We start from the raw sequence: 20,893 nt of genomic DNA on the forward strand, positions 1-20,893 counted from the left end.
GACCCGAAGGGACGGCCTGCACCCGGTCCGGCCATTCACCGAGTCGGACGACCCACAGCCGCCGGGCGCCCCCGAGACACCCGGTCACGTCGGCGCTGCACCGGCACACCGACCGCGGCGATCGCCGCCAGCACACCCACGGACCAGCGAGCGCGTACCCGGATGAGGGCCGCCGCCCCGAGCGTGGCCCATGCCGGGAGCGTGAAGAGGAGCAGCTGCGGCAGCCAGATCGGCGTCGCCTGCGCCACGAGCAGCAGCCCGAGCGGTGGCACCACCGCCCAGGCGGTGTACAGCGCGGCGGGGTAGCGCAGCGGAAGGCTGAACAGCGCCAGCGCGAGCAGCACGGCTCCCAGCACGGTGACGCCGAACAGCTCCCTCGGGGTCGCGGCCAGCGCGTTCAGGCTCGGGTTCGACAACTGCGCGAGCCGCCCGCCCTGCTGCACGGCATGCCCGAGCACGCCGGCCGCCGGCAACGCACCCACACACCCGGCGACCAGCCACCGGACGGCCACGTCACGCCGGAAGGCGAACACGGTCCAGCCGTGACCGACGAGCAGCAGCAGCGCGACCACGTCGCAGAGGCCGAGCAGCACCACCGAGGCGCCATAGCCGGCGAACCGCCCGGCGCTGGGACGATCGGCCGCCGACCGGAGGAGCCAGGTGGCGAGCACTGCGGCGAGCAGGGTCAGCGCGTACGGCTGGGCCTCCTGCGCGTAGCGGGCGGCGGTCGGCAGCAGGGCGAAGAGCACGCCGGCCAGCAGGCCGGTGCCCGGCGTGAACATCCGGGACGCCAGCGCGCCGACGAGCGCCGCCGCGGCGGTCATGGCCAGGATGGAGGGTCCGCGCAGGGCGAGGTCCGAGGTGCCGAAGACCTCCGCCCAGGCGCGCACCAGCAGGTGGTACGGCGTGACGGCGAGGTCGCCCCGGACGAGCGCCGACCAGTTGTCCGGCCAGGACGGCGCGACCCTGCCCCAGGTGGCGAGCTCCGCCACGCGCAGCCCGGACGCGCCGGCCCCCAGGACGCCGAGCGCGCCCATCAGCAGCGCCGGCACCAGCCAGGCGGCGACCCGCCACCAGGGGGTGTCGGTCACCGGACGGCCGGGGGCGACGCCGTGGCCCTCTCCCCAGGGGTCCTCGTCGCTGGCCTCCGGCGACCCGAGCCGGGGCAGCACCATGGTGTCGGCGTCCTTCATCCGTGTCTCGCGCATCTCCCCCGTGGGCACCCGTCGCCGAGCAGCGTATTGAGCGACATTCACCGCGAGGGCGTTATGCCGCATAAGCCACCAAAACGGTATCTGGTGTTGCGGCCGGATGCCGGCGCCGCGACCCCCGAAACCTGAGGCTTGCGCACCCGTCACGAGAACCGCTATGTTAACGATAACATTGACAATGATCCATACTGCCAGCAGAGAGGTCAGCACGATGGCCCTGAGTCGACGAGCATTCACCCTGGGCGCGGTCGCCACCGCCGGGCTCACCGCCTCCGGCCTGGCGATCAACCCGCAGGCCGCATCGGCAGCCACCTACACCGCGTACCTGAAGACCTACTTCACCGAGTCACCGAACCAGTCGGCGGCCAACTACGGCCTGCACCTCGCGGTCAGCCGGGACGGTCTGAACTGGTCCCCGCTGAACCAGAACAACCGGGTCGCCACCCCGACCGCCGGCGACCTGGGCCTGCGCGACCCGTTCATCTTCCGCAAGCAGGACGGCGCCTTCGTGGTGGTCGCCACCGACCTGTACGGCCTCGACTTCGGGCGCGCCAGCCAGTACCTGCACGTGTACGACTCGACCAACCTGACCAGCTTCACCGGATACCGCCGGATCCAGATGCACACCTACAGCAACGTGCACACCTGGGCGCCGACGGTGTTCTGGGACGCCGGGCGCGGCCAGTACGCGATCGTCTACTCGGCCAACACCAGCACGGACCTGTTCCTGGTGAACTACACCAGCGACTTCCGCACCGTGAGCGCGCCGCAGACCTACTTCAGCCCGGGATTCCCGGTGCTCGACGCCGACATCCACGTCGACGGCGGGGTGACGTACCTGTACTACAAGAACCTCGCCAACGGGAACCTCTACGGCGCGCGGTCGAACACCGGCGCCCCGAACAGCTTCACCACCTACACCGGCGGGCTGCGGCAGGGCAACGCGATCGAGGGCGCGCACCTGGTGCGACGCAACGACGGCGTCGGCTGGTGGCTCTGGGGCGACTCGTTCAGCCCGGTCAACAACGACTTCTACCTCTGGTCCACCGGGAACATCGGCGCCAACTCGTGGTCGGTGCTGAACCAGCGGGACTACACCCCGCCGCTGAACTCCAAGCACGGCTCGATCGTCGGGATCACCGAGGCCGAGTACAACGGCGTGGTCAGCCGCTGGGGCCTGCCGAACTGGGTCCGCCTGAAGTCGTCCAACTTCCCCGACTACTTCGTCCGGCACGCCAACGGCGCCATCCGCATCGACCCGTACCCGTTCGACCCGCACCGCGACCAGTTGTGGCGGATGGTGCCCGGGCTCGCCGACCCGGCCGGGGTCTCGTTCGAGTCGATCAACGTGCCCGGCAGCTTCCTGCGGCACAGCGGCTACGTGGCGCGGCTGGCCCCCAACGACAACAGCGCCACGTTCCGCGCCGACGCCACCTTCTACCGCACCGCCGGGCTCGCCGACAGCTCGTGGTCGTCGTTCCGCTCGTACAACTTCCCCACGTACCACCTGCGGCACGCCGGGTACGTGCTGCGCATCGACCCGCTCAGCGCGTCCTCCAGCGCCGGCGACCGGCAGGACGCCACCTTCCGGGTCACCTCGTAACCACCGCCACCCCGTCAGCGGACGGATGCCGAAATCCGGGTCCGTCCGCCCGCCCCATGCCAGGATTTCGGAGGCTGTGATGCCCTACCCGTCCCTCAACCGCCGGCACGTACTCCAGGCCGCCGGCGCGGCGGCCGTCGCCACCGCTGTCGGCCCCGCCCTGCCCGGCGGCACCGCCAGCGCGGCCATCCCGCCGGCTCGGCCCGACATCGGCGTCTCCGCGTACGCCTTCGACCTGGGCCAGGTACGACTGACCGCCAGCCGCTGGCTGGACAACCAGAACCGCACGCTGAACTATCTGCGCTTCGTCGATGTCAACCGGCTGCTCTACAACTTCCGGGCCAACCACCGACTCTCCACCGGCGGCGCGGCGGCGACCGGCGGCTGGGAGGCGCCGACGTTCCCGTTCCGCACCCACTCGCAGGGGCACTTCCTGACCGCGTGGGCGCACATGTGGGCGGTGCTCGGCGACACCACCTGCCGGGACAAGGCCAACCTCATGGTGGCCGAGTTGGCCAAGTGCCAGGCCAACAACGCCGCCGCCGGGTTCAACACCGGTTACCTGTGCGGCTATCCCGAGTCCGACTTCACCGCCGTGGAAGCCCGCACGCTGAGCAACGGCAACGTGCCCTACTACACCATCCACAAGACCCTGACCGGCCTGCTCGACGTGTGGCGGCACATCGGCAACACCCAGGCCCGCGACGTGCTGCTGGCGCTCGCCGGCTGGGTCGACTGGCGCACCGGCCGGCTCACCTCGGCGCAGATGCAGGCCATGCTCGGCACCGAGTTCGGCGGCATGAACGCCGTGCTGACCGACATCTACCAGCAGACCGGTGACGCCCGCTGGCTGACCGCCGCCCAACGCTTCGACCACGCCGCGGTGTTCAACCCGCTCGCCGCCAACTCCGACCAGCTCAACGGCCTGCACGCCAACACACAGATCCCGAAGTGGATCGGGGCCGCCCGCGAGTTCAAGGCCACCGGCGCCACCCGCTACCGCGACATCGCCAGCAACGCCTGGAACATGACCGTCAACACCCGCACCTACGCGATCGGCGGCAACAGCCAGGCCGAGCACTTCCGGGCCGCCAACGCGATCTCCGGGTACCTGCGCAACGACACCTGCGAGCACTGCAACACGTACAACATGCTCAAGCTGACCCGGGAGCTGTGGCTGCTCGACCCGAACCAGACGGCCTACTTCGACTTCTACGAGCGGGCGCTGCTCAACCACCTGATCGGGGCGCAGAACCCGGCCGACAACAACGGGCACATCACCTATTTCACGCCGCTGCAACCCGGCGGGCGGCGCGGTGTCGGGCCGGCGTGGGGCGGCGGCACCTGGAGCACCGACTACAACTCCTTCTGGTGCTGCCAGGGCACCGGCCTGGAGAGCAACACCACGCTGATGGACTCGATCTACTTCCACAACGGCACCACCCTGACGGTGAACCTCTTCATGCCGTCGGTGCTCAACTGGTCGCAGCGCGGTATCACGGTCACCCAGACCACCAGCTACCCGGCCAGCGACACCACCACGCTCACCGTCACCGGCAACGTCGGCGGATCGTGGACGATGCGGATCCGCATCCCGAGCTGGACGCAGGGCGCCACGGTCAGCGTCAACGGCACCGCGCAGAGCATCGCCACCACCCCGGGCAGTTACGCCGCCCTGACCCGCTCCTGGGCCGCCGGCGACACCGTCACCGTACGCCTGCCGATGCGGGTGATCGTGCAGCCGGCGAACGACAACTCGAACGTGGTGGCGCTCACCTACGGTCCGGCGGTGCTCTCCGGCAACTACGGCAACACCGCGCTCTCGGCGCTGCCCGCGTTGGCCACCGCCTCGGTCAACCGCACCAGCACCTCGGCGCTCACCTTCACCGCCACCGCCAACGGCGCGACCGTCAACCTGATCCCGTTCTACGACGCGCACGGGCACAACTACACCGTCTACTGGAGCGCGAACGGCCAGACCGGCACCGCGGCTGCCACCTTCCGGCTCGTCAACGCCGCCAGCGGTCTGGTGCTCGGCATCGAGAACATGTCCACCGCCGACGGCGCTCCGGCGTTGCAGTGGGGCGACAACGGCACCCTGGACCACGACTGGCAGCTGGTGGTCGACGGTGCCGCCGTGAAGTTCCGCAACGCCAACAGCGCCAAGGTGCTCGGCGTACAGGACATGTCCACCGCCGACAACGCCCAGGTCCTCCAGTGGTCGGACACCGGCACCGCCGACCACCGGTGGACGATCGTCGACCTGGGCGACGGCTCGCACAAGATCCGCAACGGGCACACCGGCAAGCTGCTCGCCGTCCTCAACGGCTCCACCGCCCAGGGCGCCCGGGTGGTGCAGGATCCGGACAACGGCACCCCGGACAACCAGTGGCGGTTCGTGCCGGGCGGCGCGCGCCGGATCCAGAACCTGGCCAGCGGCCTGGTGCTCGGCGTACAGAACATGTCCACCGCCGACGGTGGCCTGGTCCTCCAGTGGGGAGACACCGGCACCGCCGACCACCTCTGGACCGCGATCGTGGACACCAACGGGTACCTGCGGTTGCGCAACTCGAACAGCGGCAAGGTGCTGGGGGTGGAGAACGGCAGCACCGCCAACGGCGCCCGGGTGTTGCAGTGGGCCGACACCGGCGCGGCCGACCACCGCTGGCGGCTGCGGTACGGCGCCGACGGCTACTTCCGCATCCAGTGCGGAAACGGCGGGCGGGTCCTCGGCGTCTCCGGGGGCTCCACCGCCCAGGGCGCGCAGATCGTGATCTCGGACGACAACGGCGCCAGCGACCGCCTCTGGCGGTTCATCTGACCACCGCCGGCCAGCGCCACGGCGGGTCTCCCGACACACCAAGATATCCACCGGCATCACTTGAGATTGTTATCGATAACATGCTGGCTTCGGGCCGAGGAGCGTGGGGCACGCTCCCGTTCCGGGTCACTGGCCATCCGGGCCACGCGGGGCAGTAGCCGACCCCCCCGCCGCCCGCCGACGACCTGTCCGGGCCACTCGCGGTCCATCCCGCAGCCTGCCGCACCAGCGCTGGAGAGGAACCACGATGCGTCCCAGATGGAATGTCAGGGCCACGCTGATCGCGGCCACGGTCGGCCTGATCAAGGGGCCCCTCCGTGGTCTACCACAACGGCCGGTACCACGTGTACGCCAGCACCGCCCGGTCGGCCGGCTACCACCTCGTCTACGTCAACTTCACCGATCCGACGACAACGGACACCTGTACCGGTCGCAGAGCTCCCTGGCGGGCTTCCCCAACGGGATGAGCCAGCCGGTCATCGCCATGCAGGACGCCAACCGCAACCGGCTCTTCGAGGCCGCCAACGTCTACAAGGTCGACGGCGGCGACACGTACCTGATGTTGCACGAGGCGATCGGCAGCGACGGCGGCGCTGGTTCCGTTCCTGGACCGCGCCCGCCATCACCGGACCGTGGCAGGCGCTGGCCGGCAGCGAGAGCAACGTCTACCAGGGCCTGGACCCCAACGCCGGCGGCGACTACGACAGCCTGCCCTGGCGGCTCGGCCTGCTCACGCAGACCAACTCCACCTGCTGAATCCGGTCGATCGCCAGCAACGATAGGCCACCACGCAGTACACGCCGGGTCCGGGCCGGAGGCTTCCGGCCCGGACTCCGGGTGGTCCCGGGCGTGGGCGCGCGTCACGGGTGGTCGCAGCGGTGGTGGAACAACACCGCGTGCAACCGGTTGACCAGGTCCGCCTGCCCGGTCAGCGGCGGGGTGAAGCAGAGCCGGTAACAGGCGGCCGGACCGTCGGTCGGCACCGAGACCAGCAGCCCATGCCGGTCGAGCCGAAGTGGACACGGCAGGCAGTCGGCGGGCACGTCGATGCCGGCGGCGACCAGTTGCTGGCGCAGGAACGGGTAGAACTGCGGGCCGTGGTGGTCGACGAGGTCGACCAGCAACGGTCGTTCCGCGGGGGCGACCGGATCGGGGCTGGCCTGCCGATAGTCGTCGAGATCGACCGGCAGGTCACGGTCGCGACCGACGAGGGTGACGCGCTTCGGGAGCACCTCGACGATGACGCTGCCGTGGCCGACGTCGAGCAGGTCGGGGTCGGGCAGCGTGGCGGCGATCGCGTCGGCGGCGGCCCGCGCGGCGGCTCCGGCCAGCGGGGTGGCCCGGCCACCGACCCGCAGCCGGCCCCAGGTCGGCGAGAACGGCAGCGGCGGCTCGTCGGCAACGTGCACGATCACGGCGCGGGAGGTCGCCGCCAGCGGGTCGTCGCGGTGACACAGCAGCAGGATCCGGCCATCGGTGGTGGCGCCGTGCCGGACCCCGGTGACGGCGGGCAGCCGGCGCGCGACGACGGTGGCGAGCGCCGTGCTGCTGGCGAGGGTGCGGGCGATCTCGGCCCGGCTCGGTCGCATGAGGACTCCGTTCGGAAGAGGGCGTGGTGCCAGCCGGTCAGCCGGGTTCGACGCAGGCCCGGCAGGGCTCGTCGGCGCCGATCAGTTGGGCCAGCCGCCGCCCCGCGTCGTCGGGGGTGGCGAGCGGCGTGGCGAAGGCGATCCGGACGTCCCGGTGGTGCCGGGGCAACTCCAGGCGCAGCACGATCCCGTACCGGTCCAGCCGCAGCGGGTGCACCCGCCCGGCGTCGACCCGACGGGCGGCCGGCACCAGGTGGATCAGCTGTCGCATGACGGCCGGGTGCCGGTCGTGCAGGTGGCGCAGCAGGTCGGCTTCGTGCGCGGCGAGCGGATCGGGCCGCGCGGTGGCCAGCGTGTCCGGGTCGACCGAGACGTCACCGTCGGCGTCCACCAGCTCGGCGGCGGCCAGGTCGAGCAGCGCGGTCACGTCGTCGCCGTCGAGGTCGTCGAGGCTGAGCCAGCCGGTCAGGGTGGCCCGGCCCCGAACCCGGTCGCGCCCGGGGAGGGGGGCCAGGTCGGTCAGCTCGACCAGTGCGGTGACCTCACCCGCCTCGAGCAGGTCACGGGTAACCTCGGCGCGGGCCGGCAGGGACAGCCGCAGCCGGCCGTCGGCGGTCACCGCGTGCCGGCCGACCAGCTCCGCGCAGTGGCTGGGCGTACGCAGGCGCAGCGAGTCCGTGACGGCAAGGATCGTACGCAGCCGCTCGGCCGGTGTGCCGAGCGTCGCCGCCGGGAGTATCTTGCTCAAGGCGCCCACCTCCGTTTAGGTTAGCCTTACCTTACTAGAGAGGTGATGATGAACCAGTCCCGCCCGAAGATCAAGCGCTCCCGCCGTCTCGGCATCCCGCTCACACCCAAGTGCGTGCGGTACTTCGAGCGCCGCCCCTTCCCGCCCGGCGTGCACGGCCGCGCACGGAGCAAGGAGAGCGACTACAAGGTCCGGCTGCTGGAGAAGCAGCGGCTGAAGGCGCAGTACGACCTGCGGGAGCGGCAGCTGCGTCGGGCCTTCGACCGGGCCGTCCGCCGCCCGGGCAAGACGGGCGAGGAACTGCTGATCGACCTCGAAACGCGGCTCGACGCGCTCGTCCTGCGCGCCGGCTTCGCGCGCACCATCTACCAGGCCCGCCAGATGGTGACCCACGGACACGTCAACATCAACGGCCGGCGGGTGGACCGGCCCTCGGCGCAACTGCGCCCCGGCGACCTGCTGGCCGTGCGGGACAACAGCCGGACCAAGACGCCCTTCGTCGTCGCCGCGGCCGGGGCACACGCGCCGGAGCGCCCCGCCGCCTACCTCGACGTCGACCTGGCCGGGCTCACCGCGCGGCTGACCCGGCTGCCCCAGCGCTCCGAGGTACCGGTCATCTGCGACGTACAACTCGTCGTGGAGTACTACTCCCGCTGACGGCCCCCGGGACGGTTCCGTTCCCCACCGGAACGTGACCGTCCCGGGCCCGCGTCATCCTCGTCGCCGCCCGCCGCACCGGCGAGTACGCCGTCGCAGGCGGCGGCGGGGCGCCCGCGACCGCGCTGCGCCGGCGCAGGCCGGCTACGCCCGTGCGCCCGCGGCATCGCTCAGCGGCGGGGCGGCGCGGCGACGCTCTGGCGCGGGACGAGGGCCGGCGCGATGGTCTCACGCAACGCGCCGCCGCTGACCGACTCGATCTGGGTCAGCAGCATCTCCAGGCTGGCCCGGGCAACCGCGTCGAAGTCCGGTCGCACGGTGGTCAGCGGCGGGATGAAGTACGCCGCCTCCGGCACGTCGTCGAAGCCGACCACGCTGATGTCGTCCGGCACCCGGCGACCGTGCTCGTGCAGGGCCCGCAGCACGCCGAGGGCGAGGTGGTCGTTGGCGGTGAAGACCGCGGTGACGTCGGGCATCCGGGCCAGCATCTGCCCGCACCGGTACCCGGCCGCCGCGGACCAGTCCGCCGGCACCAACGGCGGGACCTCGGCTCCCGCCGAGAGCAGGGCCGCTCGCCAGCCCTCGATCCGCCCCGCGCTGTCGAACCAGTCGGACGGCCCGGAAACATGCCAGACCGTACGGTGGCCGGCGTCGAGCAGGTGCTCGGTGGCGGCCCGGGCGCCGGCGGCCTGGTCGACCGTCACCAGCGGCATCGGCCGGTGGGGATCCCCGTCGACGGTGACCAGCGGCACGTCCTTGGGCAGGCGCTCCAACGCCTCTCCGGCCGACTCCACCGGGGCGATGACCACGATGCCGGCGACCCGGTGGGCCAGATGCCGCTCGACCGCCGCGGAGATCGACCGGTGATCGAGGTTGCGCACGCTGCCGACGCTGACCGCGAAACCCGCCTCGGCGGCGGTCTGCTCCAACGCGGCGAGCAGCGACGCCGGACCGTAGAGGGTGGTGTTCTGCGCGACCACGCCGATCACCTGAGAACGGCCGGTGACCAGCGCGCGGGCCGCCCGGTTCGGGCGGTAGCCGAGTTCGGCGATCGCCGCCTGGACCCGCAGCCGGGTCTGTTCCCGCACGTTCGGGTGGCCGTTGAGCACCCGCGAGACCGTCTGGTGGGAGACACCCGCGAGGCGGGCCACGTCCGTCATCGCAGGATCGCGTACGGCCATCTCTGACTCCCCGCATGCCGTCGGTCGCCGCGGCCCGTCGACGCTGACCGGAGCGGCCTTGAACACGATCCTCTCTCGCGGCGCCCACCCCGGACCGTGCCGCCCGGCGTGGATAACGCTAGATCAAGGACAGTCTACGCCAGCACCGACGCCGGTCGACGGAAGGTCAACCAGCGGGTGGCCGCCCGGCCGTCACCGAACGCAACGTGCCGGGCCGCCCCTCCCAGGGCGGCCCGGCACGCCGGCAACAGCGTCGCGGTATCGCGGCGTCGCGGTCAGAACCCCCGGGCGAGCCGGTAGTACGCCTGGTTCCACCGGATCTCGTCGGCGAAGCGGCGAGGGTCGGTGTCGGCGTCGATGACCAGCAGTTCGGTGCGGCTCATCTCGGCGAGGTCGGACAACTCCTCCACGCCCAACGCCTGGGAGAGCACGGTGTGGTGCGGCGCGCCCGCGGTGATCCACGCCTCGGCCGAGCCGGCCAGGTGCGGGCGGGGCCGCCAGACGGCCCGGGCCACCGGCAGCCGCGGCAGCGGCTGCGGCGGCACGACCACGTCGACCTCGTTGGCCACCAGCCGGAACCGCTCGCCCATGTCCGCCAGGCCGAGCACCACCGCCGGACCGGGCTCGGCGTCGAAGACGAGCCGGACCGGGTCCTCCCGGCCACCGATGCTCAACGGATGGATCTCCGCCGTCGGCACGCCGCTGGCGATCGTCGGGCACACCTCCAGCATGTGCGCGCCGAGCACCAGCTCCGCACCGGGGGTCAGGTCGTAGGTGTAGTCCTCCATGAACGACGTGCCGCCCTGCGCCCCGGCCGACATCGCCTTCAGGGTGTGGACCAGCACCGAGGTCTTCCAGTCCCCCTCGCCACCGAAGCCGTACCCGTCGGCCATCAGCCGCTGCACGGCGATCCCGGGCAGCTGCCGCAGCCCGCCGAGGTCCTCGAAGTTCGTGGTGAACGCCCGGAACCCGCCGGCGTCCAGGAAGGCACGCAGACCAAGCTCCAACCGGGCGGCGTACCGCAACGAGTCGTGCCGCTCGCCGCCGGGCCGCAGCTCGGCGACGACGCGGTAGATGTCGTCGTACTCCTTGACCAGGTCGTCCACCTGGGCCTCGGCCACCTCGTCGACCGACCGCACGAGATCGTTGACCCCGTAGGTGTTCACCGACACGCCGAAGCGCAACTCCGCCTCGACCTTGTCCCCCTCGGTCACCGCGACGTCGCGCATGTTGTCGCCGAACCGCGCCAGGCGCAACGAACGCATCGCCGACCAGCCGATCGCCGCCCGGGTCCAGGCACCGACCCGGGAGACCACGCGTGCGTCGCCGACGTGCCCCGCCACCGTCTTGCGGGCCACGCCGAGCCGGGTCTGGATGAACCCGAACTCCCGGTCGCCGTGGGCGGCCTGGTTCAGGTTCATGAAGTCCATGTCGATCTCGGCCCACGGCAGCTGCTGGTTGGCCTGGGTGTGCAGGTGCAGCAGCGGTGTCTGCAACGCGTCAAGGCCGGAGATCCACATCTTCGCCGGCGAGAAGGTGTGCATCCAGGCGATGACCCCGACCGCCCCCCGCACGGCGGCATCCCGACAGAGCTCCAGGATGTCGGCGCTGGTGGTCAGCACCGGCTTCCAGACCACCCGGGCGGGGATGTGCGGCGACTCGTCGAGCCGGGCGGCGATCTGACGGGACTGGTCAGCCACCTGCCTGAGGGTGTCCTCGCCGTACATGGCCTGGCTTCCGGTGAGGAACCAGACCTCGGGTTCTGGGCGTGTTGCCATGGGCGTTGCCTTCCGCGAGAGGGGCGGTTACTTGTAGCGGATGCCGATGAGGCGCTGGAGCAGGATGAACGCGAAGAGCAGGCCACCGATCACGATCTTCGTCCACCAGGAGTTGAGGCTCCCGTCGAACGTGATCAGAGTCTGGATCACACCGAGCACCAGCACACCGAGCAGCGTGCCGAAGACGTAGCCCGAGCCACCGGTGAGGACGGTGCCGCCGATGACGACGGCCGCGATCACGTCGAGTTCCATCCCGACGGCGATCAGCGGCGCTCCGGAGAGCGTGTAGAACGACAACAGGATCCCGCCGATCGCCGAGCAGAGCCCGCTGATGGTGTAGACCGCGATCCGGGTACGCCCCACCGGCAGGCCCATCAACAGCGCCGACTGCGGGTTCCCGCCGATCGCGTAGACGTTGCGCCCGAGGCGGGTGTACGCCAGCACGTAGGCGGCGACGGCGACCACGGCGAACGCGACGAGCACGCTGACCGAGACGAAGTTGCCCCGCGGATCCCCGATCCGGTACTGCGACATCGTGGTCCAGAAGCCGTCCGTGATCGGGATCGAGGCGCCGCTGATGAAGGTGCACAGTCCGCGGGCGAAGAACATCCCGGCGAGCGTCACGATGAACGGCTGGATATCGAAGAAGTGGATCGCGCAGCCCATCAGGAAGCCAAGGGTCGGCCCGATGAGCAACGCGATGACCAGCACCAGCAACGCGGGCAGACCGGACTGGAGCAACCACGCCGAGACCATCGCCGTCATCGCGACCACCGAGCCCACCGACAGGTCGATGCCGCCGGTGAGGATCACGAAGGTCATCCCGACGGCGACCACGAGCAGGAACCCGTTGTCGATGAAGACGTTGAAGATGACCTGGATGTTGGAGAACGCCCGGTACTGGGAAACCCCGATGCCGTACATGACCAGCAGCAGGGCGAGGGTGGCCAGCACCGGCACGTGCCGCCGGGGCAGCCGGACCCAGCCGGGCACAGTGGTCAGCGAGATTCCGCTCATGCCGGCACCTGCTCCTTCTGCCGCTGCGGTGACGCCTCGGGGGGCGTGGCACCGCGTCGGCGGCGGCCGAACTTGGACCGGAAGGCCGGCGCCTGGACGAGGCAGACGGCGATCACGACGACCGCCTTGAAGAGCAGTGCTGTCTGCGGCGAGATGTTCATGGCGTACACCGACGTGGTGAGGGTCTGGATGATCAGCGCGCCGAGGACGGTGCCGCTGAGGAAGAACCGGCCGCCGGCCAGCGACGTGCCACCGATCACGACCGCGAGGATCGCGTCGAGCTCCACCCAGAGCCCGGCGGAGTTGCCGTCGGCGCTGGAGACGTTGGCGGTCATCATGAATCCGGCGATCGCGGCGCACCCGGCGCTGACGACGTAGACCAGGAAGACGACCCGGCCCGACCGGAGACCGGCCAGGCGGCTGGCCTCCCGGTTGCCACCCACCGACTCGATGATCATGCCGAGCGCGGTCCGGCGGGTGAACGCCGCCACGAGCAGGGCCGCGGCCAGCGCGATGAAGATCGCCAGAGGCAGGGTCAGGAAGTGGCCCAGCCCGATCGCCCGGTACGGGCCGGAGTTGATGGTGATGATCTGGCCCTCGGTGATCAACTGCGCGAGGCCCCGGCCGGCCACCATCAGGATAAGCGTGGCGATGATCGGTTGGATGCCGATGACGGAGACCAGGACGCCGTTCCACGCGCCGAGCACCAGCGCCGCCCCGATCGCCATCGCGAGCGCGGTCAGCACCATGCCGAGGCTGTTCTGGTCGGGCGCCTTGCTGATGTACAGGCAGGCGATGGCGCCGCTGATGGCGCAGACCGAACCGACCGAGAGGTCGATGCCGCCGGTGGAGATGACCAGGGTCATGCCCAGCGCGACCAGGATCAGCGGCGCGCTAAGCCGGAGGATGTCGATCGGGGTGCCGTAGAGGTGGCCGTCCTTGACCTCGATGGAGAGGAAGCCCGGACGGTAGAGCGTGTTGGCCGCCAACATGATCACGAGCACGGCGACCGGCCAGAACAGCCGGTGACCGAGCAGCGGCTTGATCCGCTCGCTCATGCCGGCACTCCGCTTCGCTCCGCGCCGCCATGAGGCACCACCGCGCTGAACCCGATGATTCGCTCGCTCATTGGTTCGCCCCCTCCCCCGGGGATCCGCCGGTGTCCCCCTGGGACCCGCTGGCGATGGTCTGCATGACGCGGTCGGCGTCGACGGTGTCGTCGTTGGTGAGGTGCGCGACCAGCTCCCGGTCCCGCATCACGGCGATCTTGTGGCTCAGCCGCAGCACCTCTTCCAGCTCGGCGGAGATGAACAGCACCGCCATGCCACCGTCGGAGAGCTGCATTACGAGCTTCTGGATCTCGGCCTTGGCGCCGATGTCGATGCCGCGGGTGGGCTCGTCGAGGATCAGCAGCCGGGGCTCGGTGATCAGCCACCGGGCCAGCAGGACCTTCTGCTGGTTGCCGCCGGAGAGGTTGCGCACCGGCAGGTCGGGATTGGCGGGGCGGATGCTCAACGCCTTGATGTACATGTCGACGAGTTCGTCCTGGCGACGCCGCGGGATCGGGCGCAGCCAGCCGCGGGCGGCCTGCATCGCGAGGATCATGTTCTCCCGGACCGACAGGTCGGCGATGATCCCTTCCGCGCGGCGGTTCTCCGAACAGAACCCGATGCCGTGGTCGATGGCCTGCACCGGGGTACGCAGACCGGTCGGCTTGCCGCTCACCGCGATCTGCCCCCGGTCGGCCCGGTCGGCACCGAACAGCAGCCGGGCCACCTCGGTACGGCCGGAGCCGAGCAGGCCCGCCAGGCCGACCACCTCCCCGGCGTGGATGGTCAGGCTGAACGGGGCGACCGCGCCCTTGCGGCCGAGCTCCGACACCTCCACGAAGGGGGTGCCGCCCTCCAGCGCCGCCAACTCCCGCCGGGGATGCTCCTCGATCCGCTCGAGGACGTCGAGCTCCTTGCCGATCATCTTCTCGACCAAGGACAGTTGCGGCAGCTCGGCCGTCGGGTACTCGCCCACCAGCGTGCCGTTACGCAGCACGGTGATCCGGTCGGCGATGCCGTAGACCTGGTCGAGGAAGTGGGTGACGAAGAGGATCGCGATGCCCTCGTCGCGCAGCTGACGCATGATCCGGAAGAGTTGCGCCACCTCGCCAGCGTCCAGGCTGGAGGTCGGCTCGTCCAGGATCAACACCCGGGCCTGGACGTCGATCGCCCGGGCGATCGCGACCATCTGCTGCACGGCCAGCGAGAAGCTCGCCACCGGCGCGCTGACGTCGATGTCGAGATCCAGCCGGGCCAGCAGCGCCCGGGCGCGCCGCCGGACCTCACCCCAGCGGACGGCGCCGAATCGGCGGGGCTCGCGACCGATGAAGATGTTCTCCGCCACCGACAGGTTGGGGCAGAGGTTGACCTCCTGGTAGACGGTGCTGACCCCGGCGGCGGCGGCCTGCATCGGCCCGTTGAAGGCCACCTGCGCGTCACCCAGGGTGATGCTGCCGTCGTCGATGCCGTAGACACCGGTCAACACCTTGATCAGGGTCGACTTGCCGGCGCCGTTCTCGCCCATCAGGGCGTGCACCTCACCGGGAAAGAGCCGGAAATCGACATTGTGGAGTGCGCGCACCCCGGGAAAGGACTTGCTGATCCCGGTCATCGTGAGGACCGGACGGCTATCCGTCATCCCATCAGACCTCTTCTGGGTTCTATCGGTACGGAAGGGCCACAGCGCCCCCGTGGCGTCCCGCCCGGCCGACCCTCAGGGCCGGTCGGGCGGCTGCGGCACGGGGGCTACGAATCAGGCGCCCACTCCGTCGGGTAACTGGACGACGCGGCGGGGCCGCCACGTCAGCGCGGCGGCCCCGGGCGTCGATCAGTACTTGCGGTTGGGCAGCGCCTCCTTGGCCTGCTCCTGGGTGAAGGTGGTCTCCTCGGTCTCGATCCGAGCCGGCACCTCCTCGCCGGCGTGGACCTTCTTGGCCAGCTCCATCAGCTGTGGCCCGAGCAGCGGGCTGCACTCGGCGATGAAGTTGAACTTCCCGTCGGCCAGGGCCTGCATGCCGTCCTTGACCGCGTCGATGGTGATGATGGTGATGTCCTGGCCGGGCACCTTGCCCGCCGCGGTGATGGCCTCCAGAGCGCCCAGGCCCATGTCGTCGTTGTGCGCGAAGAGCACGTCGATCTTGGAGTGGGCCTTCAGGAACTGCTCCATGACCTGCTTGCCGCCGGCCCGGGTGAAGTCACCCGACTGGGAGGCGATGACCTTCAGCTTGGGGTCGGCCGCGATCGCCTCGGCGAAGCCCTTCTTGCGGTCGTTGGCCGGCGCCGAGCCGGTGGTGCCCTGCAACTCGACGATGTTCACGTCGCCGGTCGCGTCCTTCTTGTTCTCGATCAGCCACTCGCCCGACAGCCGGCCCTCCTTGACGAAGTCCGAGCCGAGGAAGGTCTTGTAGAGCGACTTGTCCGCCGAGTCCACCGCGCGGTCGGTCAGGATGACCGGGATGCCGGCGTCCTTGGCCTCCTTGAGCACGGTGTCCCAGCCGGACTCCACCACCGGCGAGAAGGCGATCACGTCGACCTTCTGCTGGATGTAGTTGCGGATGGCCTTGATCTGGTTCTCCTGCTTCTGCTGGGCGTCGTCGAACTTCAGTTCGACGCCCGCCTCGACGGCCGCCTCCTTGATGGAGTTGGTGTTGGCCGTACGCCATCCGCTCTCGGCTCCGACCTGGGAGAAGCCGAGGACCAGCTTGCCGTCGCCGGCCCCCTCTCCGGTGTCGCTGTTGCCACAGGCCGTCACGCTGCCGGCCAGCAGGACGGCGGCGGCGACGACCCCGAACGTGCGCCGGGGCATTCGCATTTCTCTCATCGGATCTCCTCAGGTGGGTGCGGTGTCCACGCCCCCCGCCGACGTGCGCGGGCGGCCTGCGCTGGTGGTGTGGATCCTGTGGGTGGTGCGAATCTCAGTCGCGGGCCGCCGGGGCGGCCCGCGTCCGGTCAGGAGGTTGCCGAGGGCGGGGGACGTTGACCGTAGACGTTCTGGTAGCGGTGGTAGAGGGCATCGATGTCGGCCTGCGCCATCGGCACCGGCGGCCCGAGCGCGCGCGCCAGGTGCGCGGTCCGGGCGACGTCCTCGCACATCACCGCGGCCTTCACCGCGGCACGGGCGTTGCGCCCGATGGTGAAGACGCCGTGGTTCTGCATCAGCACCGCGGGCGAACGGTGCCCGGTGAGGGTGCTGACGATGCCCTTGCCGATGTCGTCGCCGCCGATCAGCGCGAACGGGCCCACCGGGATCTCCCCGCCGAACTCGTCGGCCTGTGCGGTCAGATGGCAGGGAATCGACTCGCCACGCGCCGCCCACGCGGTGGCGTACGTGCTGTGGGTGTGCACGACACCACCGACCTCGGGCATGGCGCGGTAGACGTAGGCGTGCGCCGCGGTGTCGCTCGACGGCGAAAGCTCTCCCTCGACGGGCACGCCGTCGAGGTCGCAGAGCACCATGTTGTCGGCCGACAGGTCGTCGTAGTCGACACCGCTGGGCTTGATCAGCATGAGGTCACGGCCGGGGACCCGCGCGGAGACGTTGCCGGCGGTCCAGGCCACCAGGCCGTAGCGGGTCAGCTCGCCGTGCAGGCGGGCGACGGTCTGTCGCAGCTCGGTCAACTCGACGCTCATGCCGTCACCTCGCTTCGCTCGGCGTCGGCCTGAGCGTTCACCGCACCGCACCACCGGTTCACTCGCTGACGCTCACTCACTCCGTCACCTCGCTTCGCTCGGCGTCGGCCTGAGCGTTTACCACACCGCACCACCGGTTCACTCGCTGACGCTCACTCATACCGCCACCTCCAGCGGGGCCTCGTGCTGCGACGCGGCCGACCCGACGGCCGCGTTCCGGATCGCCCGCAGGCGCAGCATCACGTCGTTGGCGCCCCGGCCGAAGTGGTCGTGCAGCGTCCGGTACTCGGCGTAGAGGGCGTCGTAGGCGCGGGCCCGGTCCGGGTCCGGCCGGTAGACCGCCTCGTCCACCCGCCCCATCGCCTGCGACGCCTCCTGGATCGAGGGGTACGCGCCGGCGGCGACCGCGGCGTGGATGGCCGAACCGAGCGCCGGTCCCTGTGCCGAGCCGATGATGCCCAGCGGCCGGTTGGTGACGTCGGCGTAGATCTGCATCAGCAACTCGTTCGAGGTGAGGCCGCCCGCGATCACCAGGTCGTCGACCGTCATGCCCGCCTCGACAAACGCCTCGATGATCATCCGGGTGCCGTACGCCGTCGCCTCCAGCAGGGCCCGGTAGACGTCCTCCGGCCGGGTGGCCAGGGTCAGGCCGACGATCAGTCCACTGAGGTCATGGTTGACCAGCAGCGAGCGGTTGCCGTTCCACCAGTCCAGCGCGACCAGTCCGTGGGCGCCGACCGGTTGGGCGGCGGCCAGTTCGGTGAGCCGCTCGTGCGAGGCGACGCCGGCCGGGGCGGCGTGCTCGACGAACCAGCCGAAGATGTCACCGACGCCGCTCTGCCCGGCCTCGTAGCCCCACGCGCCGGGGCTGATGCCGCCGTCCACGACGCCGCACATTCCGGCCACCTCGGCGACCTTCGCGCCGTTGACCACGTGGCAGGTGGAGGTACCCATGATCGCCACCAGCCGGCCCGGACTGATCGCCTGCGCGGAGGCCGCGGTGACGTGGGCGTCGACGTTGCCGACGGCCACCGCGATCCCTTCCGGCAGGCCGGTCCACGCGGCGGCGTGTGCGGTCAGCTCGCCGGCCCGGTCGCCCAGCGGCATCAGCGGACCGTCCAGTTTGGCGGCGAAATCGCCGAAGCCGGGGTTGAGCGCGGTCAGGTAGTCCGCCGAGGGGTACCGGCCGTCCTGCCGGATGCCCTTGTAGCCGGCCGTACAGACGTTGCGGGTCTCGACACCGCAGAGCTGCCACACGATCCAGTCCGCGGCCTCGATGAAGCGCTCGGCCCGGTGATAGACCTCCGGGTCCTCCTCCAGGATCTGTAGCCCCTTGGCGAACTGCCACTCGGCGGAGATCTTGCCGCCGTAGCGGCCGATCCACGGCTCGCCGCGCTGGTGGGCCAGCGCGTTGATCCGGTCGGCGTGCGGCTGGGCGGCGTGGTGCTTCCAGAGCTTCACCCAGGAGTGCGGGCGCTGGCGCAGCTCCGGCACCTCGCAGAGCGGGGTGCCGTCGGCGAGCGTGGGCAGGACGGTGCAGGCGGTGAAGTCGATGCCGATGCCGACGACGTCGGCGGCGGCCACCCCGGCGGCGGCCACGGCTGCGGGTACGGCGTAGCGCAACACGTCGCGGTAGTCCTCGGGATCCTGCAACGCCCAGTCGGGGGGCAGGGGCGTGTCGCCGTCCGGCAGAGCGGAGCTGATCACCGCATTGCGGTACTCGTGCACCGCCGTCCCCAACTCGGCGCCGTCGCTGACCCGGACCACCAGGGCCCGCCCGGACAGGGTGCCGTAGTCGACCCCGACGACGTACCGGTCGCCCGCCTCGTCCACACCGCTCATGTTCAACCTCCGCCGATGACGAATCTCAGTGTTAACGCTCACATCCTGCACCGTCAAGACACCTACCGGCAACAGCTCCGTAACGGAGCGCGCCGCCCGACCCGGCATCCGCGCCCGGAGCCGGCGACCGGCCCGATCCGGGCCCTGCGCCACAGTTCGGCGTGGACTGGAATCGTAGCCGCCACACCCCGGTCAGGGACACCACCCGCACGCCGCCGGCCGGCGACGGCCGGCACGAGGTACCCGCCGGCGCCGCACGCGCCGCTCGACCCCCGGATGAGGTCCGGAATGAGCGTTAACAGGCGCGACCGCGAGACGGGATCGACCCCGACCCGCCCCGACGCGCCACCACAGGCACGACGGCAACTCCCCCGACCGCCGCTGACATGCCCATCCAGGGGCCGACGGGAGATCGCCGGGAGATCGCGAAGACTTCCATGGCGATCGATACCCGCCCGCCGTCCGATCAGCTGCCCGACATGTCAGCGATAACATGACGGCCATCGATACGTCGACCGGCGAGCCGGCCCAGCGGGTCGGCGAGCAGCGGGGCAAAGCCGAGTTCGGCGGCACCGACCAGGGTGGCGTCGTCGCCGAGCGCCGCGGTGCGCAGCCGTACGTGCTCCCGGGCGACCGGCAGCACGTTGCGGGCGATCCGGCCGCGCACCTGAGCCGCCGCGCCGGGATACAGGTCGCAGAGCATCCCGCCGAAGACCACCATGCCCGGGTTGAACAGGTTGATCAGATTCGCCACCCCGATGCCGAGCCAGTCGCCGATCCGGCGCAGCGCCTCCCGGGCCGCCGGGTCGCCGCGGTCGGCGTCGTCCGCCACCGACCGGATGGCCGCCCGGCCGAACAACTCGGGGGGCCGGCCGGCGACGTCGAGCAGGGCCCGCTCGCCGACCTCCGCCTCCAGGCAGCCGGACGAGCCGCAGCCGCAGGGCCGCCCGTCGTACGGGTTCACCACCATGTGTCCCAGCTCGCAGCCGTAGCCGCCGTCGCCACCCAGCAGCCGTCCACCGACGATGATCCCACCGCCGACGCCGACATCCCCATGCAGGTAGATGAGGTTCTGGAAGCCGACGCCCGCGCCGCGCTGCTGCTCGGCCTGCGCGCCGAGATGCGCCTCGTTGCCCACCGACACCGGCAGTCCGAGACCGAGCCGGCGGCCGAGTTCGGCCCCGAACGCCTGATCCACCCAGCCCAGATCGGGCCCGAAGCGGACCATCCCGTCGCCGGGTCGGATCATGCCGCAGTACGACGCGCCCACCCCCACGCAGGTCGCATCGGGCGGCGCCGCGTCGTGCAGCTGACGGCCGAAGCCGGCGAGCACCTCGACCACGCGGCGCAGGTCGGGCCCGGCGCGCGGGCGTACCGCCGTCCGGCGGTCCAGGATGGACCCGCCCAGGCCCACCCGGGCCGCCACCAGCCGGTCCACGGCGACATCGAAGGCCAGCACGTAGAACCGGTCGGCGGCGGGCCGGACCATCAGCGAGGGGCGCCCGGCCCGGCCGGTGTCCGTGGGCAACTCCTCGTGGACCAGACCCACCCGGTTCAACTCGGTGGTCAACGCCATGATGGTGCTGCGGTTGAGGCTCATCCGCTCGGCCAGATCGGCGCGGGACACCGCGCCGTCCAGGTGCACGGTGCGCAGCAGAGCACCGGCGTTGCGCCGACGGATCTCCTCCTGGACCAATCCGACCTCCGGCATCAGCCTCGACGGTGCGGGACAGCTGACGCGAGGGAGTCTTTCCCAGGTCGTGAGAC

Annotated in this window: 16 protein-coding genes; 4 read left to right on the forward strand and 12 right to left on the reverse strand. The window is 70.9% G+C overall.

Features of this window, described 5'->3' with window-relative positions:
* Positions 1–35 precede the first annotated feature (35 nt).
* Positions 36–1,208 carry a glycosyltransferase family 39 protein gene (locus ACQPYA_RS17275; RefSeq protein WP_433528116.1) on the reverse strand — a complete coding sequence of 391 codons (1,173 nt, stop codon included), beginning with the start codon at positions 1,206–1,208 and terminating at the stop codon, positions 36–38.
* A gap of 214 nt (positions 1,209–1,422) precedes the next feature.
* Here ACQPYA_RS17275 and ACQPYA_RS17280 point away from each other — a divergent pair, with 214 nt between their 5' ends.
* The 3 genes from ACQPYA_RS17280 to ACQPYA_RS17290 all read left to right on the forward strand — a co-directional run bounded on the left by ACQPYA_RS17280 (position 1,423) and on the right by ACQPYA_RS17290 (position 6,545).
* Complete coding sequence (locus ACQPYA_RS17280; protein ID WP_433528117.1) at positions 1,423–2,814, forward strand: glycoside hydrolase family 43 protein; 1,392 nt, start codon at positions 1,423–1,425, stop codon at positions 2,812–2,814.
* A gap of 79 nt (positions 2,815–2,893) precedes the next feature.
* Entirely contained in the window at positions 2,894–5,635 is a 2,742-nt protein-coding gene (locus ACQPYA_RS17285) for a beta-L-arabinofuranosidase domain-containing protein (RefSeq protein WP_433528118.1), read from the forward strand.
* A gap of 463 nt (positions 5,636–6,098) precedes the next feature.
* Entirely contained in the window at positions 6,099–6,545 is a 447-nt protein-coding gene (locus ACQPYA_RS17290; RefSeq protein ID WP_433528119.1) for a non-reducing end alpha-L-arabinofuranosidase family hydrolase, read from the forward strand.
* Here the strand turns inward: ACQPYA_RS17290 and ACQPYA_RS17295 are convergent.
* Together ACQPYA_RS17295 and ACQPYA_RS17300 are read right to left on the reverse strand one after the other, a co-directional pair.
* Positions 6,496–7,224, reverse strand: a complete 729-nt coding sequence (locus ACQPYA_RS17295) for a DUF2470 domain-containing protein (protein WP_433528120.1) — start codon at positions 7,222–7,224, stop codon at positions 6,496–6,498. The two genes, ACQPYA_RS17290 and ACQPYA_RS17295, sit on opposite strands and share 50 nt — an antisense overlap.
* Positions 7,225–7,261: 37 nt before the next feature.
* Complete coding sequence (locus ACQPYA_RS17300) at positions 7,262–7,972, reverse strand: DUF2470 domain-containing protein (RefSeq protein WP_433528121.1); 711 nt, start codon at positions 7,970–7,972, stop codon at positions 7,262–7,264.
* Between the two features lie 48 nt (positions 7,973–8,020).
* On the opposite strand from ACQPYA_RS17300, the gene rpsD reads away from it, so the two are divergent.
* Positions 8,021–8,629, forward strand: coding sequence for a 30S ribosomal protein S4 (gene rpsD / locus ACQPYA_RS17305; RefSeq protein WP_433533522.1), 609 nt, complete (start codon positions 8,021–8,023; stop codon positions 8,627–8,629).
* A 170-nt stretch (positions 8,630–8,799) separates the two neighbouring features.
* Here the strand turns inward: rpsD and ACQPYA_RS17310 are convergent, their stop codons facing one another.
* The 9 genes from ACQPYA_RS17310 to ACQPYA_RS17350 all read right to left on the reverse strand — a co-directional run bounded on the left by ACQPYA_RS17310 (position 8,800) and on the right by ACQPYA_RS17350 (position 20,837).
* Complete coding sequence (locus tag ACQPYA_RS17310; RefSeq protein ID WP_433533523.1) at positions 8,800–9,789, reverse strand: LacI family DNA-binding transcriptional regulator; 990 nt, start codon at positions 9,787–9,789, stop codon at positions 8,800–8,802.
* Between the two features lie 296 nt (positions 9,790–10,085).
* Positions 10,086–11,588, reverse strand: a complete 1,503-nt coding sequence (araA, locus tag ACQPYA_RS17315; protein ID WP_433528122.1) for an L-arabinose isomerase — start codon at positions 11,586–11,588, stop codon at positions 10,086–10,088.
* A gap of 27 nt (positions 11,589–11,615) precedes the next feature.
* Positions 11,616–12,605 (reverse strand): galactofuranose ABC transporter, permease protein YjfF, encoded by a 990-nt coding sequence (gene yjfF, locus ACQPYA_RS17320; protein WP_433528123.1) that lies wholly within the window; start codon positions 12,603–12,605, stop codon positions 11,616–11,618.
* Positions 12,602–13,663, reverse strand: coding sequence for an ABC transporter permease (locus tag ACQPYA_RS17325; RefSeq protein WP_433528124.1), 1,062 nt, complete (start codon positions 13,661–13,663; stop codon positions 12,602–12,604). The genes yjfF and ACQPYA_RS17325 overlap by 4 nt, the downstream gene beginning before the upstream one ends.
* 67 nt (positions 13,664–13,730) lie before the next feature.
* Positions 13,731–15,293 carry a sugar ABC transporter ATP-binding protein gene (locus ACQPYA_RS17330; RefSeq protein ID WP_433528125.1) on the reverse strand — a complete coding sequence of 521 codons (1,563 nt, stop codon included), beginning with the start codon at positions 15,291–15,293 and terminating at the stop codon, positions 13,731–13,733.
* Between the two features lie 189 nt (positions 15,294–15,482).
* On the reverse strand, positions 15,483–16,460 hold the full coding sequence (locus ACQPYA_RS17335; RefSeq protein WP_433533524.1) for an ABC transporter substrate-binding protein: 978 nt from the start codon (positions 16,458–16,460) through the stop codon (positions 15,483–15,485).
* A 143-nt stretch (positions 16,461–16,603) separates the two neighbouring features.
* Complete coding sequence (locus ACQPYA_RS17340) at positions 16,604–17,284, reverse strand: L-ribulose-5-phosphate 4-epimerase (protein WP_433528126.1); 681 nt, start codon at positions 17,282–17,284, stop codon at positions 16,604–16,606.
* A gap of 156 nt (positions 17,285–17,440) precedes the next feature.
* Positions 17,441–19,126 (reverse strand): ribulokinase, encoded by a 1,686-nt coding sequence (gene araB / locus ACQPYA_RS17345; RefSeq protein ID WP_433528127.1) that lies wholly within the window; start codon positions 19,124–19,126, stop codon positions 17,441–17,443.
* A gap of 466 nt (positions 19,127–19,592) precedes the next feature.
* Positions 19,593–20,837: an ROK family protein gene (locus ACQPYA_RS17350; RefSeq protein ID WP_433528128.1), complete on the reverse strand. Its 1,245-nt coding sequence runs from the start codon at positions 20,835–20,837 to the stop codon at positions 19,593–19,595.
* Positions 20,838–20,893 lie beyond the last annotated feature (56 nt).

This window comes from Micromonospora sp. CA-263727, from assembly GCF_050942455.1.
Taxonomy (GTDB): Bacteria; Actinomycetota; Actinomycetes; order Mycobacteriales; family Micromonosporaceae; genus Micromonospora.

Bases quoted from the DNA above. Each gene is read 5' to 3' on its own strand.
- ACQPYA_RS17295 (WP_433528120.1), bottom strand. From the start codon at position 7,224: ATGCGACCGAGCCGGGCCGAGATCGCCCGCACCCTCGCCAGCAGCACG.
- ACQPYA_RS17290 (WP_433528119.1), top strand. From the start codon at position 6,099: ATGAGCCAGCCGGTCATCGCCATGCAGGACGCCAACCGCAACCGGCTC.
- araB (WP_433528127.1), bottom strand. From the start codon at position 19,126: ATGAGCGGTGTGGACGAGGCGGGCGACCGGTACGTCGTCGGGGTCGAC.
- ACQPYA_RS17335 (WP_433533524.1), bottom strand. From the start codon at position 16,460: ATGCCCCGGCGCACGTTCGGGGTCGTCGCCGCCGCCGTCCTGCTGGCC.
- ACQPYA_RS17330 (WP_433528125.1), bottom strand. From the start codon at position 15,293: ATGACGGATAGCCGTCCGGTCCTCACGATGACCGGGATCAGCAAGTCC.
- ACQPYA_RS17285 (WP_433528118.1), top strand. From the start codon at position 2,894: ATGCCCTACCCGTCCCTCAACCGCCGGCACGTACTCCAGGCCGCCGGC.
- ACQPYA_RS17310 (WP_433533523.1), bottom strand. From the start codon at position 9,789: ATGACGGACGTGGCCCGCCTCGCGGGTGTCTCCCACCAGACGGTCTCG.
- rpsD (WP_433533522.1), top strand. From the start codon at position 8,021: ATGAACCAGTCCCGCCCGAAGATCAAGCGCTCCCGCCGTCTCGGCATC.
- ACQPYA_RS17325 (WP_433528124.1), bottom strand. From the start codon at position 13,663: ATGAGCGAGCGGATCAAGCCGCTGCTCGGTCACCGGCTGTTCTGGCCG.
- ACQPYA_RS17340 (WP_433528126.1), bottom strand. From the start codon at position 17,284: ATGAGCGTCGAGTTGACCGAGCTGCGACAGACCGTCGCCCGCCTGCAC.
- ACQPYA_RS17350 (WP_433528128.1), bottom strand. From the start codon at position 20,837: ATGCCGGAGGTCGGATTGGTCCAGGAGGAGATCCGTCGGCGCAACGCC.
- yjfF (WP_433528123.1), bottom strand. From the start codon at position 12,605: ATGAGCGGAATCTCGCTGACCACTGTGCCCGGCTGGGTCCGGCTGCCC.
- ACQPYA_RS17275 (WP_433528116.1), bottom strand. From the start codon at position 1,208: ATGCGCGAGACACGGATGAAGGACGCCGACACCATGGTGCTGCCCCGG.
- araA (WP_433528122.1), bottom strand. From the start codon at position 11,588: ATGGCAACACGCCCAGAACCCGAGGTCTGGTTCCTCACCGGAAGCCAG.
- ACQPYA_RS17280 (WP_433528117.1), top strand. From the start codon at position 1,423: ATGGCCCTGAGTCGACGAGCATTCACCCTGGGCGCGGTCGCCACCGCC.